Source organism: Micromonospora sp. DT229 (genome assembly GCF_049844505.1).
In the GTDB taxonomy this organism is placed as follows: Bacteria; Actinomycetota; Actinomycetes; order Mycobacteriales; family Micromonosporaceae; genus Micromonospora.
In genome coordinates this window covers 30428-48300 of record NZ_JBNCLD010000021.1, presented here as the reverse complement: position 1 = coordinate 48300, position 17873 = coordinate 30428, and the positions used below count along the sequence as shown (strand labels likewise).

The 17873-nt window shown below is 72.9% G+C and carries 15 protein-coding genes; 10 read left to right on the top strand and 5 right to left on the bottom strand.

Features of this window, described 5'->3' with window-relative positions; translation table 11 throughout:
• Positions 1-151: 151 nt before the first annotated feature.
• Complete coding sequence (locus ACLQ2T_RS25275) at positions 152-1291, bottom strand: glycerate kinase (RefSeq protein WP_425768850.1); 1140 nt, start codon at positions 1289-1291, stop codon at positions 152-154.
• 68 nt (positions 1292-1359) lie between these two features.
• Between ACLQ2T_RS25275 and nadA the strand changes: the two genes are divergently transcribed.
• The 3 genes from nadA (at position 1360) to ACLQ2T_RS25260 (ending at position 4797) form a co-directional block, all read left to right on the top strand.
• Positions 1360-2535 carry a quinolinate synthase NadA gene (nadA, locus tag ACLQ2T_RS25270; RefSeq protein ID WP_425768849.1) on the top strand — a complete coding sequence of 392 codons (1176 nt, stop codon included), beginning with the start codon at positions 1360-1362 and terminating at the stop codon, positions 2533-2535.
• A 224-nt stretch (positions 2536-2759) separates the two neighbouring features.
• On the top strand, positions 2760-4115 hold the full coding sequence (murA, locus tag ACLQ2T_RS25265) for a UDP-N-acetylglucosamine 1-carboxyvinyltransferase (RefSeq protein WP_425768848.1): 1356 nt from the start codon (positions 2760-2762) through the stop codon (positions 4113-4115).
• Positions 4116-4191: 76 nt separating this feature from the next.
• Positions 4192-4797, top strand: a complete 606-nt coding sequence (locus ACLQ2T_RS25260) for a DUF3043 domain-containing protein (RefSeq protein WP_425768847.1) — start codon at positions 4192-4194, stop codon at positions 4795-4797.
• Between the two features lie 76 nt (positions 4798-4873).
• On the opposite strand, the gene ACLQ2T_RS25255 is transcribed toward ACLQ2T_RS25260, so the two are convergent.
• On the bottom strand, positions 4874-5182 hold the full coding sequence (locus tag ACLQ2T_RS25255; protein WP_425768846.1) for an AzlD domain-containing protein: 309 nt from the start codon (positions 5180-5182) through the stop codon (positions 4874-4876).
• Positions 5176-5937 carry an AzlC family ABC transporter permease gene (locus tag ACLQ2T_RS25250; RefSeq protein WP_425768845.1) on the bottom strand — a complete coding sequence of 254 codons (762 nt, stop codon included), beginning with the start codon at positions 5935-5937 and terminating at the stop codon, positions 5176-5178. The genes ACLQ2T_RS25255 and ACLQ2T_RS25250 overlap by 7 nt, the downstream gene beginning before the upstream one ends.
• A 67-nt stretch (positions 5938-6004) precedes the next feature.
• Between ACLQ2T_RS25250 and ACLQ2T_RS25245 the strand changes: the two genes are divergently transcribed.
• The 3 genes from ACLQ2T_RS25245 (at position 6005) to ACLQ2T_RS25235 (ending at position 12332) form a co-directional block, all read left to right on the top strand.
• A complete protein-coding gene (locus tag ACLQ2T_RS25245) occupies positions 6005-6565 on the top strand; it encodes a helix-turn-helix domain-containing protein (RefSeq protein ID WP_425768844.1) in 561 nt (186 codons plus the stop codon).
• 383 nt (positions 6566-6948) lie between these two features.
• Positions 6949-11247 carry a WG repeat-containing protein gene (locus ACLQ2T_RS25240; RefSeq protein WP_425768843.1) on the top strand — a complete coding sequence of 1433 codons (4299 nt, stop codon included), beginning with the start codon at positions 6949-6951 and terminating at the stop codon, positions 11245-11247.
• Between the two features lie 86 nt (positions 11248-11333).
• Positions 11334-12332 (top strand): aldo/keto reductase family protein, encoded by a 999-nt coding sequence (locus ACLQ2T_RS25235; RefSeq protein WP_425768842.1) that lies wholly within the window; start codon positions 11334-11336, stop codon positions 12330-12332.
• A gap of 53 nt (positions 12333-12385) precedes the next feature.
• On the opposite strand, the gene ACLQ2T_RS25230 is transcribed toward ACLQ2T_RS25235, so the two are convergent.
• Together ACLQ2T_RS25230 and ACLQ2T_RS25225 are read right to left on the bottom strand one after the other, a co-directional pair.
• A complete protein-coding gene (locus ACLQ2T_RS25230; RefSeq protein WP_425768841.1) occupies positions 12386-13174 on the bottom strand; it encodes a site-2 protease family protein in 789 nt (262 codons plus the stop codon).
• Positions 13174-13374, bottom strand: coding sequence for a hypothetical protein (locus tag ACLQ2T_RS25225; RefSeq protein WP_425768840.1), 201 nt, complete (start codon positions 13372-13374; stop codon positions 13174-13176). The genes ACLQ2T_RS25230 and ACLQ2T_RS25225 overlap by 1 nt, the downstream gene beginning before the upstream one ends.
• A gap of 208 nt (positions 13375-13582) precedes the next feature.
• On the opposite strand from ACLQ2T_RS25225, the gene ACLQ2T_RS25220 reads away from it, so the two are divergent.
• The 4 genes from ACLQ2T_RS25220 (at position 13583) to ACLQ2T_RS25205 (ending at position 17823) form a co-directional block, all read left to right on the top strand.
• Positions 13583-13789: a hypothetical protein gene (locus tag ACLQ2T_RS25220; RefSeq protein WP_425768839.1), complete on the top strand. Its 207-nt coding sequence runs from the start codon at positions 13583-13585 to the stop codon at positions 13787-13789.
• A gap of 64 nt (positions 13790-13853) precedes the next feature.
• Positions 13854-15701: a bifunctional adenosylcobinamide kinase/adenosylcobinamide-phosphate guanylyltransferase gene (locus ACLQ2T_RS25215; protein ID WP_425768838.1), complete on the top strand. Its 1848-nt coding sequence runs from the start codon at positions 13854-13856 to the stop codon at positions 15699-15701.
• The gene (locus ACLQ2T_RS25210) at positions 15691-16467 is read left to right on the top strand and encodes an adenosylcobinamide-GDP ribazoletransferase (protein WP_425768837.1); all 777 of its coding nucleotides are present in this window, start codon (positions 15691-15693) and stop codon (positions 16465-16467) included. The genes ACLQ2T_RS25215 and ACLQ2T_RS25210 overlap by 11 nt, the downstream gene beginning before the upstream one ends.
• A gap of 66 nt (positions 16468-16533) precedes the next feature.
• Positions 16534-17823, top strand: coding sequence for a DUF2314 domain-containing protein (locus tag ACLQ2T_RS25205; protein ID WP_425768836.1), 1290 nt, complete (start codon positions 16534-16536; stop codon positions 17821-17823).
• Positions 17824-17873: the final 50 nt, after the last annotated feature.

The following is a 17873-nucleotide window of genomic DNA, read 5'->3' as shown; positions in this document are numbered from 1 at the left end:
TGGAATTCTCCCTGCGCGCGTTCGGTGTGGTCTTCCCCTGGCCAACATCAGTCGCCGGTCAGCGATTCCCACAGTGGTCCAGTTTTCGATTGTAGGCCGCTCGCGGTCCGCCCACCCGACGGCGTGACCAGCCGCAGCGGCGTCGAACCCGTCAGCGGCTCCATTGGCGGGCCAACCGGGCACCCAGGGCCCGTAGTCCCTCCCCCGGGCGGTCCAGCGCCGCGGCCAGGCCGCCGCGCTCCTCGCCGCCGAAGTGTTCCACCAGGCTGTACGCCTCGGTAACCCCGACCGAGGCCGCCTCCCGGCGCCCGGTGCTCACCTGACCGGCGAGCACGACACACGGTACGCCCCGGTCCCGCGCTGCACCGGCGACACCGGCGACCACCTTCCCGCGCAGCGACTGGTGGTCGAACTTGCCTTCCCCGGTGATGACCAGATCCACCTCGTCGAGGGCGACATTCAGGTCGACGGCCCGGCTGACCAGCCCGATCCCGGACTCACATCGGCCACCGAGGGCCAGCAGGGCGGCCCCGATGCCCCCGGCCGCACCCCCGCCGGGCAGCGCACCCAACCCACTGGGACAGCCGGGCAGATGCTGCTGGAGCACCTCGGCCCAGCGTTGCAACGCGGCGTCGAGCAGCAGCACATCGGCCCGGTCGGCGCCCTTCTGCGGCCCGAAGACGTTGCTGGCCCCGTGCAGTCCGAGCAGCGGGTTGTCGACATCGGTGGCGGCGATCAGCCGTACGTCGCGCAGCCGGGGTGCGCCGTCGAGGGCGGCCACCGCCGCCAGCGCGGCACCCCCGTACGGCAGGGCGGTCCCGGTGTCGTCCAGGGCCACGGCCCCCAGCGCGGCGAGCATCCCCGCGCCCCCGTCGTTGGTCCCCGAGCCACCCAGCCCGACCACGACCGTACGGGCGCCGGCCTCGACCGCGGCGGTGATCAGCAGCCCCAGCCCGTACGAGGTGGTCGTCTTCGGGTCGCGTTCTCCGGCATCGAGCAGATGCAGCCCGCACGCCTGGGCGCTCTCCAGCCAGGCGGTCGCGCCCTCGTCGGTGAGCAGGATCTCACCGGCGGCCGGACGGCCCAGCGGGTCGAGGGTGGCCACCGGGACCCGCCGTCCGGGCAGCGCCTCGGCGAGCACGTCGAGGAAACCGGGACCGCCGTCGGCCAGCGGCCTGACCAGCAGGTCGTCGTCGGGGGCTACCTGCCGCCAACCGTCGGCCACGGCGGCGGCCACCTGGGGCGCCGGCAGGGTGCCGGCGAATTTGTCCGGGCAGAGCAGTACGCGCATGTCTGGCAGTGTGGCAGCCCACAGCGGCGCGGGCTGCGCGCGTGCCCCGCTGTGGGACCATGGGTGGCGTGACGTCGACCTGGGTTGAGCCCTCGAACACCGCCACCGCGTTGCTGCTGCTGGGCCGCGGTGCCGACCCCGCCACCGAGCGCGGCGTGGAGTGTCCGGGTGATCTTCCGGCACCTAGCGACCCCGACCTGGTGGAGCGGGCCAGGGCTGCGAAGGCCGCCCTCGGCGACAAGGTCTTCGTGCTGGGCCACCACTACCAGCGCGACGAGGTGATCCAGTTCGCCGATGTGACCGGCGACTCGTTCAAGCTGGCCCGCGAGGCCGCCGCCCGGCCGGACGCGGAGTACATCGTCTTCTGCGGTGTGCACTTCATGGCCGAGAGCGCCGACATCCTCACCTCGGACACCCAGCGGGTCGTCCTGCCGGACCTCGCGGCCGGCTGCTCGATGGCGGACATGGCGGCGCTGCCCCAGGTCGAGAGCGCCTGGGAGGTGCTGACCGACCTGGGCATCGCGGCGCAGACCGTGCCGGTCACCTACATGAACTCCTCGGCCGACATCAAGGGCTTCGTCGGCCGCAACGGCGGGGTGGTCTGCACCTCGTCGAACGCCAAGCGGGCCCTGGAGTGGGCCTACCAGCAGGGTGAGAAGGTGCTCTTCCTGCCCGACCAGCATCTGGGCCGCAACACGGCGGTGCTGGAGATGGGCCTCACGCTGGACGACTGTGTGCTCTACGACCCGCACAAGCCGGGCGGTGGGCTCACCCCCGAGCAGCTCCGCGACGCCCGCATGATCCTGTGGCGGGGGCACTGCTCGGTGCACGGGCGGTTCACCCTGGAGAGCGTCAACGACGTCCGGGAACGGGTCCCCGGGGTCAATGTGCTGGTGCACCCGGAGTGCCGACACGAGGTGGTCAACGCCGCCGATCTGGTGGGTTCGACCGAGTACATCATCCGGACCATCGAGGCCGCACCGGCCGGTTCCGCGTGGGCGATCGGCACCGAACTGAATCTGGTACGCCGACTCGCGCTGGCCCACCCGGACAAGCAGATCATGTTCCTGGACCGGGCGGTCTGCTACTGCTCGACGATGAACCGCATCGATCTGCCGCACCTGGTCTGGGCGCTGGAGGAGCTGGTCGCCGGCCGGGTGGTCAACCAGATCACGGTCGACCCCGACACCGCACGCCACGCTCGCACAGCCCTGGATCAGATGCTCGCCCTGCCCGGCGCCTGACCCGGAACAATCATCACCCTCAGTAACAAACCTGGTACGCCAAAGTGCCGGATCGCCGATAAATACCCTCGTATGTGGTGTGACGGGATCCATTCTCATCACGGAGGGCTATGCTGCCGGGCGACGAGAAACGTGGCGCGTGAGTTTGCGCGCGACCGCTGCCCGGGTAGCGACCCGTGGTGTCCCCACATCGAAACGACAGCACGCACGCGCTGGAGGTTGCGTTGACCGACGACGTCCTGGTCGTACACGGAGGCTCCCCCTTGCAGGGACGGATCCGCGTGCGCGGCGCGAAGAACCTGGTCTCCAAGGCGATGGTCGCCGCCCTGCTCGGCGACAGCCCGAGCCGACTGTTCGACGTGCCGAAGATCCGTGATGTGGAGGTGGTCCGGGGCCTGCTCGGGCTGCACGGCGTCAAGGTCAGCGACGGGGTCGAGGACGGCGAACTGGTCTTCGATCCGGCGAACGTGGAAAGCGCCAGCACCGACCAGATCAACGTGCACGCCGGGTCCAGCCGGATTCCGATCCTGTTCTGCGGGCCGCTGCTGCACCGCCTCGGCCACGCCTTCATACCGGACCTGGGCGGCTGCCACATCGGGCCGCGACCGATCGACTTCCACCTTCAGGCGCTGCGCGAGTTCGGCGCGACGGTCGAGAAGACCCCGGAAGGGCTGCACCTGTCCGCGCCGAACGGCCTGCACGGCACCAAGTTCGCCCTGCCCTACCCGAGCGTGGGCGCGACCGAGCAGGTGCTGCTCACCGCGGTGATGGCCGAAGGGGTCACCGAGCTGCGCAACGCCGCCGTGGAGCCGGAGATCATCGACCTGATCTGCGTCCTGCAGAAGATGGGCGCGATCATCAAGGTGCACACCGACCGGGTGATCGAGATCCAGGGCGTACCGAAGCTGCACGGCTACACCCACCGGCCGATCCCGGACCGGATCGAGGCGGCGAGTTGGGCGGCGGCGGCGCTGGCCACCCGAGGTCACGTGGAGGTGCTCGGTGCCGAGCAGGCCGACATGATGACCTTCCTGAACGTGTTCCGCTCGATCGGCGGCGAGTACGAGGTCACCGACACCCGGCCGCCGCGCCCGGGACAGCCGGGCCAGGAGGGCGGCATCCGCTTCTGGCACCCGGGGGGCGAGCTCCAGGCCACCGCGCTGGAGACCGACGTGCACCCGGGGTTCATGACCGACTGGCAGCAGCCGCTGGTGGTGGCGCTGACCCAGGCCCGCGGCCTGTCGATCGTGCACGAGACGGTCTACGAGCAGCGGCTGGGCTACACCGAGGCGCTCAACTCGATGGGCGCCAACATCCAGGTCTACCGGGACTGCCTGGGCGGCACCCCGTGCCGCTTCGGTCGGCGCAACTTCAAGCACTCCGCGGTGATCGCCGGGCCGAGCAAGCTGCACGCGGCCGACCTGGTCATCCCGGACCTGCGGGCCGGCTTCAGCCACCTGATCGCGGCGTTGGCCGCCGAGGGCACCTCCCGGGTGTACGGCGTCGACCTGATCAACCGGGGCTACGAGGACTTCGAGGCCAAGCTCGCCGACCTCGGCGCCCACGTCGAGCGGCCGTAATCCCTGCCACACCACGCCCGTGGCCGTCGCACCCCGCGATGTGCGGCGACCACGGCGCGTTGGCTACCCTTGCCGCGTGCCGTCGCTGTTTCGTCGTAAGTCCGCCGACCTCGTCGACCCCGCCTCCGAGCCGCTGACCCCGGCCGAGGAAGAGGCGTCCGAGGCCGGTCGTCCGCGCAACTACACCCCGAGCAAGGGACGTGAGACGCCGAAGCGCCCCAGCAGTGGCCGTCGCCCACCAGGTACGACCAAGCCGCTGTCCAAGGATGAGGCCAAGGCCCTGCGGCGGCAGCGGCGGGCCGAGGCGTCAGCGGAGTTCCGACGCGAGGGCGGCCCCCGCGACCGGGGCCCGGAGCGGCTACTGGCCCGCAACGTGGTCGACTCCCGGCGTACCGTCGGCACCTGGTTCTTCGGTGGCGCGTTGATCGTGCTGATCGGGTCCAACCAGGCGATGCCCCCGGGAATCCGGCTGGCCGCCAACCTGCTGTGGGGTGCCCTGGCCCTCGGTGTGGTGATCGACTCGGTGTTCATCTCGCGCAAGATCAAGAAGCTGGTCCGGTCCCGCTTCCCGCAGTCCACCCAGCGGATGGGGTCGCTGTACCTCTACGCGATCATGCGGGCGATCACCTTCCGGAAGCTGCGTACCCCGGAGCCTCGGGTCTCCATCGGCGACCCGGTCTAGCGCCACCGACCGGTCTAGCGCCACCGACCGGCCTGGAACCACCGGCCGGTCCAGGACCATCGGCCCGGGCTGCGCCTCAGGGCACGCCGAGCAGGCGCAGCAGGGCGGTGGTGGCCGCCGCGGCGATCACCACGAGCACGAACGGCGCCCGCCGCCAGGCCAGCAGCACGCCCACCAGCACCCCGGTCGGCCGGGCCCAGCCGGCGAAGGCGCCGGCCTCGGTCAGGGTCGCGGTCGCGGCCAGGGCCGCCAGCAGGGCCGCCGCGGCGACCGGCAGCAGTTGCCGGGCCCAGGTGGGCAGGTCCAGCCGGTCCCGCAGCAGCACCCCGGCGACCCGGAAGGTGTACGTCCCGACGGCCAGCGCCACGATCACCGCGATCAGCACGACGACTCCTTCCGGCCGGCCGGCACCGTCTCGGGCGAGACCGGGGACTCCTCGACGACCTTCGGGTCCGGGCTGACCGCCGGCCGCCGGAGCCGGTGCACGGCCAGCAGCGCCGGGCCGGCCAGCGCCAGCAGGACCGGCAACCCGGCCGGCAGCATCGGCGTGGTCAGCACCGCCAGGGCCGCGCCGCCCACGGCCGCCCGTCGGGTGTCCCGGTCCCGCAGGGCGGGCAGCAGCAGGGCGATCAGCCCGGCCGGGAAGGCGGCATCCAGTCCGAGGGCGGCGGGGTCTCCGGCCGCCCCACCGGCCAGTGCGCCGAGCACCGTACCGGCGTTCCAGGCCACGAAGAGCAGGATGCCGGCCAGCCAGAAGGCCTTGCGCCGCAGCTCACCGGCCGGGCGGGCGAGGGTGAAGGCGGTCGCCTCGTCGGTCATCAGGTGACTGCCGAGCAGTCGTTGCCACAGTCGGCGGCCCAGGGTGTCGCCGAGGGCCAGCCCGAAGGGCAGGTGTCGGGCGTTGAGCAGCAACCCGGCCAGTACGGCGGCCACCGGGTTGCCGGCAGCCGCCAGCCCGACCGCCATGAACTGCGCACCACCGGCGTAGACCAGCAGGGACATGGCGATGACCGCCCAGACCGGCAGCCCTGCGGCCACGGCCACCGCCCCGAACGAGGCGCCGACGGCGACCATCGCCGCCCCGATGGCCGCGACGTCGCGGAGCATCCCGGCCCCCGCTGTTCGCTCTGGCGTACGCATAGTCCATCATGATGAACACGCCCCCTCATGTTCGTCAAATAGAACAACTTGACCGACGGAGCGAACAATGTCCGCGGATCCTTCGCCCCCGCTGGCCACCATCGCCGCTGCCCTCCGCCAGGAACGGCAGCGGGTCGGCATCTCCTTGACCGAACTGGCCCGCCGGGCCGGGATCGCCAAGTCGACCCTGTCGCAACTCGAGGCCGGGCTGGGCAACCCGAGCGTGGAGACCCTGTGGGCTCTGGGTGTGGCGCTCGACATACCCTTCAGCCGCCTGGTCGAGCCACCGGCGAACGCCGTACGGGTGATCCGGGCCGGCGACGGCCCCCGGGTCCGCTCCGAGCACGCCGACTTCACCGGCACCCTGCTGACCGCCGGTGCGGCCCATGCCCGCCGGGATGTCTACCTCATCGAACTGGAGCCGGGGCGGGGCCGCAGCGCGGAACCACACACCCCACGCACCGTGGAACACCTGGTGGTAGGGGCCGGCCGACTGCTCTGCGGTCCCGAACACGAACAGGTGGAACTCGGTCCGGGCGACTACGCCACCTTTCCCGGGGACGCACCGCACCGCTATGAGGCTCTCGAACCGGGCACCTTCGTCGTACTGATCATGGAACACCCCTGAGCTTTGGCTCACCTGGTTCAGCCTGGTAAGTCTGATCTGGCCGAAGGCCCCCACATGCCCGGATCCACTGGATAACGTTTGGGCCCGGCGCGAGCGCCACAGTGGCGTTGACCAAGCTCGCGCCGCTACCCTCCATCAGCAGCCATTCGATGCCGGGACGAGCAAGTTTGGCCGATTCCGGGCGGGTGCCCAGCGACCATTTCCGACGAGGTGACATTCGCCGTGAGCGAGCGGACGCGAGCCGACCATCGGGGCGCGGCCGTGAGCGAGCGGACGCCGACCCACCGGCTTCGCGTGGCCGCCTGCGAGCAGCCGGGCCCGGCCGTGGCCGAGTGTCAACCGACCCGCCGACCAGGTCCTGGCCGGTACGACGGGTTCGGCGGATGAGTCGCGGCTACGACCGGTGGGGCGATCCCCCCGAGCCGTCCTGGGTGGTCGAGCCGACGACCGAATGGCAGCCGCAGTTCCCGGGCCAGCGCTATCCGGGCGACGACGGCACGGACCGTCACCAGCCACGAGCCAGGGGCCGGGCGAGCGCGGTCGGGCGGGCCGAGGTGCCGCCCTTGGCACCGACCAGACCGGACGGCACCTATGTGGGTCGGTCCTGGGAGGACGAGCCCGAGGGCTGGCCGGGTCGGCAGGAGGCCGCCGGCCACCGCCGTCCCGACGGGGGCAACACCACACCTGCGTACGACCGGCCCCCGTACCCGGGGCGACCGGATGAGCGACGGTCGGCCGAGCCGGTACGCGGCCGCGACGGGGTCACCTGGTCCGACATGGGTCCGCAGGCGACCGGTGGCACCGGAGCGCCGATCCACCGCACCCCCGACCGGTACGCCCAGCCCGAGGGGCACCCCTCGCGCCACGATCGCCGGGACCGGGGCGGCTTCCCGCCGCACGAGCGACGCGGTCCCGACCGGTACTCCCGAGGTGAACCCGAACCCGACCGGCACCAGGCCGACCGGCGTGAGCCGGACCGGTATCCGCACCGCGAACCACAGTGGCGCGACCACGACCACGACCCGGACCGGTACCCCCGACGGCCATCTCGGCCCGAACCGCCGGATCGGGATCAGTACCGGCGTGGCGCGCCCGTGTCGCCAGCCGGACAACCGGAGCGCGGCTGGGTGACCGAGCCGGGTCAGGACGCCCAGCGTCCCGCCGCGTACCGGCCGACCGAGGAGGTCGAGCGCCGGTCAGACGACCCCTCACGACGCCCCCGCTACCAGTGGAGCAGCCATCCCGGCCACCCCGGCCACGAGGACGAGCCCCGCGTCGAGGGTTACCGGGAGCAGTTCGGTGTCGGTGACCCGGAGGCCGCCCCGTACCCGGACGGTTACCTCGACGACGAGCCGGTCCGGAGGCCGCGCGACGAGTGGACCCGCTCACCGGAGCGGTCCCGCACCGAGCCGGTTTCCCAGGACCCACAGCGGCACCCTGAACCACCCCGCCGCGACCTGCCCTGGCCGGAGCCGGGCCCGATGCGCCCCGGTACCGGTCGAGGCCACCGGGAGTACCAGCGACCCGTGGTTCCGGGCCCCGGCGACCAACCCGGACGCGACGACCGGCGAATCCCCGAGCGGCCCGGGCCGGACCGGTTCATGGACCGCCCGGCCGCGCAGCGACCCGACGCCGACCACCCCGTCTCCCCCGCGGCCGACCACCCTTCCCGCCGGCACCTGTCCGTGGTGCCCGAACAGCCCGTCTCCCCCGCCCCCGAGCGGACCGTCCACCCGGTCTCCCCGGCCCCCGAGCACCCCGTCTCCCCCGCCGCCGGGCGGGCTCGTCCGGTCTCCCCCGCCCCGGGCCAGGAACGGCCCGACAGCTTCCCCCCGCATCGCGACCGGCCCTCGGTCCCGGCACCCGGCTGGCCGGGCACCCCCGGCCCGAGCTCGCAGCGTCCCAGCTTCCCGCGCCCCGACCAGCACCAACCTTCCCGGCCGAGCCAGGAGCGGCCCGTCGCCTCGGGGCCCGACCGGGCCGCGCCGGGGGAGACCGTACGACCCGCGCCGCTGCACCAGCACGAGGTACGCCCGGCGCCGCTGCATGACCATCAGGTCCGGCCCGCCCCCCTGCACGACCAGCCGATGGTGGCGACCCCGCCCCCGGTCCCCACCTCGACGGTCGCCTCAGCACCCCCGGCCGCTCACCGACCGGTCTCCGCGCCGCCCAGCCACCGGCCAGTCTCTACGCCACCCGCCACCCCGCCGGTCGCTGCGCCACCCACCCATCGGCCGGTCTCCGCGCCGCCCAGCCACTGGCCGCTCGGTGGCTCTCGATTCGAACACCTCGACGCGCCCGTGCCTGCCCCGACCGGCGACCGTCCTGCGTCCACCCCTTCCTCCGGCCCGCCGGTCACCCCGCCGCCCAGCCGGTACGTCCCGCCAGCGCCGGAGACGCCCGCCTCCGCAGGGGTCAACCCGCTGCCGGAGGGCCCTCAGGGATGGTTCGGCTCGCCCGCGCCCAGCCCTGTCGTCGCCCCGGAGACCACGGCAGGCCGCCCGGCACAGCCCGTCCCGCCGGTGTCCGTGTCGCCCGCGACCGCGCCGGTCTCCGCACCGCCCGCGTCAGCTTCCGCACCCCTGATCGCAACGCCACCCGCATCGGCACCGCCTTCCACACCGTCCGCCGCGGCCACCTCCACATCGGCGCCCACCCGGGAGCCCGCAGCACCACCGCCCACAGCACCCCCTGTCGCGCCGTCTTGGCTCACGGCACGGCCCGACACAGCACCAGAGCCCACCGAAGCACCGCCGCCACCCACCACGACGCCGGCCACGGCACCGCCGCCGCCCACGGCACCGATCTCCGCGCCGCCGGCCGTGTCCACACCGGACTCCCTCGCCCCCGCGGCGTCCGTACCGGCTTCCGCATCGCCCGCGGCACCCGAGCCCGAACGACCCTCCGACTCGGCGCCCGCCACGCTGGCAGCGGCACCGACCTCCGCACCGCCTGCCACCCGGGAGCAGCCGTCACCCCCCACGGCACCGATCTCCGCACCGCCGGCCACCGCCACACCGCATTCCTTCACACCGGCCGCGAGCGCACCGGTCTCCGCACCACCCGCAGCGCCGATCTCGGCAGCACCGGCCACCGACACACCACCAGCCGAGGTAGCACCACCAGCCGACGTGGTACCACCGGACAGCGACGTGCCAACGACCAAGGACGCACCACCGGCTGAGGACGCACCGCCGGCCGACATCGCCTCGGCGGCCGAAGCAGCACCGACTGAGGTCGTACCACCAGCCGACATCGCCTCGGCGGCCGAAGCAGCACCGACTGAGGTCGTACCACCGGCCGACGGCGCCTCGGCGGCCGAAGCACCAGCGGCCGACCATGCTCCTGCGACCGAGACGGTCGTGGACGAGGAGCAGCAGCCGCCGGCTGACCCTGAGCAGGTGCTGGCCGGTTACCGCTGGCCGCTGGACCCGGAGCAGCTGCGCGAGGTCGTGGAGGACCCGCAGGAGCTGCGGACGGTACGGGACCGGTTGACCGACAAGCTCGCCTCGGCCCTGGACAACCGCTCCCGCGCCCGACTGCTGAGTTTGCGGGCGGTGGCCTCCCGGGTGCTCGGTGACCTCGACGATGCGCTGGACGACGGTCGACTGGCCCTGACCTACGCCGAGGCGACCGGGGAGTTGCGCCGGGTAGCGCTGGCCCAGGCCCGGTTGGCGCACGTGCTGCGCTGGCGTGGTGAGTTCGCCGAGGCCGATCGGCTGTTCGCGGAGGCGAACTCGGTCGAACTGCCGGATCGGTTGCGGGCTGCTCTGCACGAACACGCCGCGCGATGCTGCTACGACCAGGGCCGGTTGATGGAGGCGTGTCACCACTTCGAGCGGGCTCTCGACCTGCGCGGGGAGGGTGACGCCGAACTGCTCGCCCGGGTCCGGATCGGACTGGACGCGGTGGCGACACGAGCCGCCCTACGGGGCTTCGGGCCGTACCCCCGGAGTGCCGACGAGGTGCTGGACCGGGAGCGCGGTCCGGTGCCGGCCCGCGACGGTGATCAGGGTCTGTGGGGGTACGCGGACGCCGCCGGTGACCTGGTCGTCCCGGCGCGCTACGCCGAGGCCCAGCCCTTCTCCGACGGCCTGGCCTGGGTGCGTGGCCCGGAGACGGAGCACTGGTCGTTGATCGACCTGACCGGTGAGGTCGTGGTCGAGCCGACCTATCTGGCCGCCCGGCCGTTCTCCGACGGCCTGGCCTGGGTGGTACGGGACGACAGCGGTTGGCTGGCCGTGGACGCCACCGGCGAGGTCGTCGTACCCCCTGGTTTCGCCGAGGTGCGGCCTTTCCGCAAGGGAGTGGCGGCCGTCCGCCGCGAGGGCTGGGGGGCGGTCGACATGACCGGCCAGATCGTGGTGCCGACCCGCTACCACGGTTTCCACACCATGCTCGCGGACGGCCGGTACGTCGACGGCTTCACCGAGGAGGGCCTGGCCGTGGTCGACCTGGCCGGGCGCAAGGGTGTGGTGGACCGGACCGGTCAGGTGGTCGTCGCCCCCGCCCACCCGGCGCTGCTCATCCACCCGGTCGCCTTCCTGGCCACCAACGGGGTCGGCCGGTGGGGTGCCCTGGACCGGCGGGGCGGGCCGCTGATCGACCCGGTGTTCGGCAACCCGAACGATGTCATCGCCGAGATCGAAGCGCTGCTCACCGACACGACTCCCCTGCTCTGACGCAGGCGATGGCGTTCGCCACTCGGCGAGCCCTTGCGAGGTGGTCAACCCGGCGGACCTGGGCCGGGGCGCATTAGGCTCAGGGAATGGAATTCCGACACCTGGGCCATTCCGGCCTGATGGTCAGCGAGATCTCGTACGGCAACTGGATCACCCATGGCTCACAGGTCGAGGAGGACGCCGCCTTCTCCTGCGTCCGAGCCGCCCTGGACGCCGGCATCACCACCTTCGACACCGCGGACGTCTACGCCGGCACCCGGGCCGAGGACGTGCTCGGTCGGGCACTGGAGGGCCAACGGCGTGAAGGTCTGGAGATCTTCACCAAGGTGTACTGGCCCACCGGTCCGGGCCGCAACGACCGGGGCCTGTCCCGCAAGCACATCATGGAGTCGATCAACGGTTCGCTGCGCCGGTTGCGCACCGACTATGTGGACCTCTACCAGGCCCACCGGTACGACTACCACACCCCGCTGGAGGAGACGATGGAGGCTTTCGCCGACATCGTGCACTCCGGCAAGGCCCACTACATCGGGGTCTCCGAGTGGAAGGCCTCGCAGATCCGCGAGGCCCACGCGCTGGCCCGTGACCTGCGCATCCCGCTGGTCTCCAACCAGCCGCAGTACTCGATGCTCTGGCGGGTCATCGAGAGCGAGGTCATCCCCACCAGTGCGGAGCTCGGGGTCGGGCAGATCGTCTGGTCGCCGATGGCCCAGGGGGTGCTCTCCGGCAAGTACCTGCCCGGTCAGCCGCCGCCCGCCGGCTCCCGGGCCACGGACGAGAAGTCCGGGAAGAGCTTCATCGCCGAGTGGCTGACCGACGACGTGCTGACCCGGGTCCAGCAGTTGCGCCCGCTGGCCGACCAGGCCGGGCTGAGCATGGCGCAGTTGGCCATCGCCTGGGTGTTGCAGAACCGGAACGTCTCCTCGGCCATCATCGGTGCCTCCCGCCCGGAGCAGGTGCACGACAACGTCAAGGCGGCCGGGGTCAAGCTCGACGCCGACCTGCTCAAGGCGATCGACGAGATCGTCGAACCGGTGACCGAACGGGACCCGGCCCGTACCGAGTCGCCGGCCGAGCGGCCCTGAGCGAATCCGGGCCGGTCGACCTGTCAGGGTCGGCCGGCCCGGTCACTTCGGGGTCAACTCCAGAAACGGACCAGGTCCAGGCCGGTGGCGTAGAGCCACGGCGGTAGGCCGAGGAAGTCGGCAATCGCGAAGACCGCGGAGAAGAACCAGCCACCGATACGCGGGTTCCACAGCAGGGCGAAGAGCAGGATGAAGCCGTACGGGGCGAACAGGTCGTACATCCGCCGCCACTGCGGGTTGAGCCACGGCTGGATCATGTTGCCGCCGTCCAGACCGGGCACCGGCAGCAGGTTGAGCACACTCGCGGTGAGCTGAAGGAAGCCCAGCAGGGCCACGGCCGCCCAGAACTCCACCGGACCGCCCCCGGGGGCACCGATCCGCAGCACCACCACCAGCACCAGGGCGAACACCACATTGGTGGCCGGGCCGGCGAGGCTGACCAGGGTGTGGCGGAGCCGCCCCGCGATCACGTGCCGATCCACCCAGACCGCACCGCCCGGCAGGCCGATGCCGCCGAGCAGTACCACCACCACCGGCAGCGCGATCGACAGCAGTGGGTGGCTGTACTTGAGCGGGTTCAGGGTCAGGTAGCCGCGATGGGCCACCCCCCGGTCGCCGAACCGGTACGCCACCACCGCGTGCGCGTACTCGTGCAGGCAGAGCGAGACCACCCAGCCGGTGACCACGAACCCGAAGACGGCGAGCCGGACGTTGCCGATGCCGTGCCAGGTCGACACCCCGCAGGCGACCAGCAGCGCGACCAGGGCCAGGAAGATCGGGGACGGCCGGAAGGCGGCCCGCGGCACCCCTAGGACCAGCGGTTCGCCGTCCCGGGCCGACATCACTCCGCCGTGGGCAGCAGGCTCATCCGGTACTCCACCCGGTCGTCCTCCAGAAGGGTGACCGAGGTGACCCCGGAGGCCGCGAGTTCGCGCCAGGTCTGACCGATCCAGGACTCGGCGTCCGCCTGGCTGCTGAACGACTCGGCGGGCCCCTCGACCGACTCACCGTTCGCGCCCTCGTACCGCCAGCTCCACGCCATCTGCGCGTCTCCCCTCACCGCTCCAGGTCCCGGACGGACCTTCGCCAGCGTAGTCGGCCGTGGATGCCTCGGCCCTGCCACGGGGCCTTCGACCGGTGGGCGGCAGGCGGATCCGGCCGCCCGGACCCCGGCGGATGCCGGTCGCCGAAGGTTCACCCGCGCGCCGTCGGGTAAGTCCCTGGCATCCGAACCTGGACAAGGAGGGGTGATGACGAGGCCGATCCCGGAGATGGACACGGCGGAGCTACGCGACATCGCGGTACGTGGCGGCATCGAGGGTGCCCGGGACATGGACCGGGAGGAACTGATCGACGCCCTTGTCGCCCGCCCCGGTGAGGGTGCCTGGCAGCAGGACACCAAACCCGCCGACGTCAACCCGAACGACTACTACTATCAGCCCCCGCACGGGCGGTGAGGGCCTCGGGCCGCGCGGTGCACCTGCGACGACCGAGCCGGTCGGCTGGTCGTAAGGTACGAGCATGTCCCTCGACGGGTGGAACCGGGTCCTGGTGCTGGGCGGCATCCGCTCCGGCAAGTCGCAGTACGCCGAATCCCTGGTGGCCGACGCGGCCACGGTGCGGTACGTGGCCACTGCCGCCGGTGACGACGGCGCGGAGTGGGCGGCCCGACTCGCCGCGCACCACGCCCGTCGACCGGCCAGCTGGAGCACCGAGGAGACCGCGAGCGACCCACGCCGGCTAGCCGACGTGATCGCCACCGCCCGGGCGGACGAGACCCTGCTCGTCGACGACCTCGGTGGCTGGGTGACGGTCCTGCTGGACCCCGCCCACCAACCGGCCGACGACACCACCACGATCGAGGAACTGGTCACCGCCGTCCGGGACTGTCCGGCGCGGCTGGTGCTGGTCAGCCCCGAGGTCGGGCTCAGTCTGGTGCCGACGACGCCGCTGGGCCGGGCCTTCACGGATGCGCTGGGGCTGGTCAACCGGGCCGTGGCGGAGGTCTGCGACACCGTGCTGCTGGTGGTCGCCGGCCAGCCGTGCCGACTCAAGCCGGCCGCCACCGCGCCCGCTCTCCACCCGGCCGGTGCGGAAGTGCCCGCCCAGACCGGTCCGGTCGGCGATGTCAGTGTGCCCGCCTCCCCGTCGGTGACGACGCCGCAGGCAAGGCGCGCATCGCCGGCTGTTGCGACCCTTCCCGCCGGGTCCGTGCCGGTAGCGGCCGATGGACCGGAGATCCGGCCCGGGATGGAACTGCCCATGCCCGACCTGGACGCCGGGCCGCAGGCCCTGGAGCGACTGGCCGGTCTGGACCTGCCGGGCCGTGGGTTCGGCGTGCTGGAGCAGGTGGTCTCGTTCGCCGCCACCACCCAGGGCACCTCGACCCCGCAGCCCTGGGAGTCCGTACGGGTGCTGCTGCTGCACGGTGACCACGAGGGCGGTTCGGCGGCCGGCACCCTGCCCGGTGATTCGGCTCGCCGCGCCGAGCAGGCCCGTTCCGGTCAGGGGGTGCTCGCCCGGCTAGCCGCCGAGAGCGGAGTGGCTCTCCAGGTGATCGAGGCCCCGACGGCCGCACCGATCGAACACGGGCCGGCCCTGACCGCCGAACAGGTCGAGTCGGCGCTGCGTTACGGCTGGCGGCTGGCCGAGGAGGCCGTCGACGCCGGCGTACAACTGCTGGTGCTGGCGGCGTGCGGCGCCGGCACCGAGGCCGCGGCGGCTGCCGTCCTGGCGGCGACCGCCGGGGCGGAGGCCCCCGCCGTGCTGGCCCGGGTGATCAACCGCGGCGAGTACGACGATGTGGCCTGGATGGCCCGGTGCGCGGCGATCCGGGACGCCATTCAGCGTTGCCGGGGTTCCGCCCGGGAGGCCAAGGACGTGCTGGCCCAACTCGGCGGTGGCGACATCGCCGTGGCCACCGGGGTCCTGCTGGGCGCCACCGCCCGCCGCACTCCGGTGCTGCTGGACGGGCCGGTCGGCATGGCTGCGGGGCTGGTCAGTCGGGATCTCGCCGGCCAGGCCCGGCACTGGTGCCTGTTGGCCGACCACGGCGGGCAGCCCGGCATCCGGCTCGCCGCCGACGTGCTCGGCCTGACCCCGCTGGCGGAGCTGAATCTGGACCTCGGCGAGGGCGCGAACGCGCTGACCGTGCTGCCGATGCTGCGCTCGGCGCTGACGCTGGCCGCCGCGCTACCGGCCCGCCCGGACCCGGCCGACGAGGGCCCGCAGCAGACCGACGAGGTCCCGGCCGAACAGGTCGAGCCCGACTCCCCCGAGCCCGACTTCCGCGAGCCTGAGCCCCAGGGGCCCGGGCCGACCAGCACCTCACCCGCGTCGGCGGACCACTCCGGCTCGCGTGCCGGCTGACCTGCGGCTGCTCGGCGACGGGGTCCGGCTGGCCCTGACCACCCTCACGGTGGCGCCGGTGCGCGCCGGTCGCGTCGACCGACGCACGGCGGGTACGGCGATGGCCCTCGCCCCGGCCGTCGGCGCGCTGCTGGGACTGCCGGCCGCCGGGGTTCTGCTGCTGCTCGGCGCGCTCACCGCACCACTTGTCGCCGCCGGGGTGGCCGTCGCGGTCAGCGCCCTGCTCACCCGGGGCCTGCACCTCGACGGGCTGGCCGACACGGTGGACGCGCTGGGGTCGTACCGGCGGGGACCGGCCGCCCTGGAGATCATGAGGCAGCCGGACGTCGGCCCCTTCGGGGTGGTCGCGCTGGTGCTCGTCCTGCTGGTGCAGGCGGCGGCGCTGGCCGAGTTGGCCGGCGGCGAGGCTCCGACCGTACTCGCGGCGATCGTCACCGCCACCGCAGCCGGTCGCCTGGGCGTGACGGTCGCCTGTCGACGGGGGGTGCCGGCCGCCCGCCCGGAAGGCCTCGGCGCGCTGGTGGCCGGCACGGTCGGCCCGGCAGCCCTGACCGCCGGCATCGTCGCGGTCACCCTGCTGGCGGTGGCCGCGGTGCCGGGCCGTCCCTGGCAGGGGCCGCTGGCCGTGCTCACCGCGCTCGCCGTCGCGGTCGCGGTGCTGCGACATGTGGTACGCCGACTCGGCGGGATCACCGGCGACGTGCTCGGCGCCGAGGTCGAACTCGTCACCACGCTGGTCTACCTGGGACTGGTGCTGTCCGGCTGAACCGGACCATCGGTGGCGGGTAGCGTTTCCCCACGACAGCACCGGCACGCCTGGCAGGGGAATCTCATGCTCATCACCGACGACTTCCTGCCCGTACCGGTCCCCGAGTCACTGAACGCGACCTACCTGGTGCCGACCACCGGACTGCCGGCGGTGAGCGCCCGCACGGCGGTACGAGGGCTGGCCGGTCGACTGGCCGAACCGGTGCACGGGCTGGCCAGGCAGATGCTGGACAGTCCACTGATGAGTGTCGACGTACGCCCGATCAGTGAATTCCCGGAGCTGCCGCCGGACCTGCTCACCGCCTTCGGCGCCAGCCAGGCCCAGCTGGATCGGCTGGCCGCGGCCAGCCATCTGGTGGTGGTGCAGGCCGAGTACCGACCGGGGTGGCCCCCGGCCCACGAGTGGGCGGCCCGGGCGGTGGCCGCGGCGATCGCCGAGGCGGTCGACGGTGACGTGGTCGACGTGTTCGGGTTGCAGTTCCTGGACCCGGTGGCGGCGCTGCGGTCGTTGCCGGACGAGCGGGGCCGGATCCGCCTGGTCGACTGGGTGCTGGTGCCCTACTCCTCCGACGCCGAGGGGCTGTGGTTCACCACCAAGGGGCTGCGCCGCTTCGGTCTGCTGGAGTTGCAGACCCAGGGGGTACCGGACCATCTGACCCGGGCCTGGGGTGCGGTGATGACCGGAGCCGCCCGCCGGCTGCTACGCGACTGGACCGACGGACTCAGCGGCGAGGAGGTACCCGCCTTCGTGCAGCTTCCCGTACTGGCCACGGTGACCGGGCATGACATCGCGGTGGCGTACGGCAATCCGGAACAGCACGGGGCGACCGCGCCGGTGCTGCTGCGGCTGGAGCTGGACCCGGCCACCGACCCGGAGGCCGACTCGTTCCTGAGCCTGCGCCCACCGGCCGGGCACCCCGGCCCGGACGGGCGCTACTTCGCCGCCGCCTGCGCCACCCTCTTCGCCGGCATCCAGCCCGATGTGCGGTACGCCCGCTCCGGGGACGCGATGAGCCGGGCGATCGCCACCGCCCGCGCCGGCCTGGGCGACATCCGGGCCCGCTTCCGCGCCGACCAGCTGCCACCGGAGACCCAACTGGTGGTCAAGTACGGGCTGCCCGGCGAGGACGGTCCCGAGTACGTCTGGGCAGGGGTGACCTCCTGGGACACCCCGGAGCGGGTGGTCGGCGCCAGCGCCAGCGACGCCAACACCGACCCCACCGTACGCATCGGTTCCCCGGTGGTGATCGAGGCCGCCGACATCGTCGACTGGGCCCTGCTCGACTCCACCGGCGTCATCGAAGGCGGCTGGACCCAAGCCGTCCTGGACGCCGGCGAAAAACCCACCCCCTGAACCCCCACCCTCCCCCGCCGCGCTGCCGCCTCCCCACCGCCTCCCGCCTT

Coding starts and splice junctions, on each gene's coding strand:
- ACLQ2T_RS25275 (WP_425768850.1), bottom strand. CDS start 1,291: ATGCGCGTACTGCTCTGCCCGGACAAATTCGCCGGCACCCTGCCGGCG.
- ACLQ2T_RS25250 (WP_425768845.1), bottom strand. CDS start 5,937: ATGCGTACGCCAGAGCGAACAGCGGGGGCCGGGATGCTCCGCGACGTC.
- ACLQ2T_RS25245 (WP_425768844.1), top strand. CDS start 6,005: ATGTCCGCGGATCCTTCGCCCCCGCTGGCCACCATCGCCGCTGCCCTC.
- ACLQ2T_RS25240 (WP_425768843.1), top strand. CDS start 6,949: ATGAGTCGCGGCTACGACCGGTGGGGCGATCCCCCCGAGCCGTCCTGG.
- ACLQ2T_RS25235 (WP_425768842.1), top strand. CDS start 11,334: ATGGAATTCCGACACCTGGGCCATTCCGGCCTGATGGTCAGCGAGATC.
- ACLQ2T_RS25230 (WP_425768841.1), bottom strand. CDS start 13,174: ATGTCGGCCCGGGACGGCGAACCGCTGGTCCTAGGGGTGCCGCGGGCC.
- ACLQ2T_RS25225 (WP_425768840.1), bottom strand. CDS start 13,374: ATGGCGTGGAGCTGGCGGTACGAGGGCGCGAACGGTGAGTCGGTCGAG.
- ACLQ2T_RS25220 (WP_425768839.1), top strand. CDS start 13,583: ATGACGAGGCCGATCCCGGAGATGGACACGGCGGAGCTACGCGACATC.
- ACLQ2T_RS25215 (WP_425768838.1), top strand. CDS start 13,854: ATGTCCCTCGACGGGTGGAACCGGGTCCTGGTGCTGGGCGGCATCCGC.
- ACLQ2T_RS25205 (WP_425768836.1), top strand. CDS start 16,534: ATGCTCATCACCGACGACTTCCTGCCCGTACCGGTCCCCGAGTCACTG.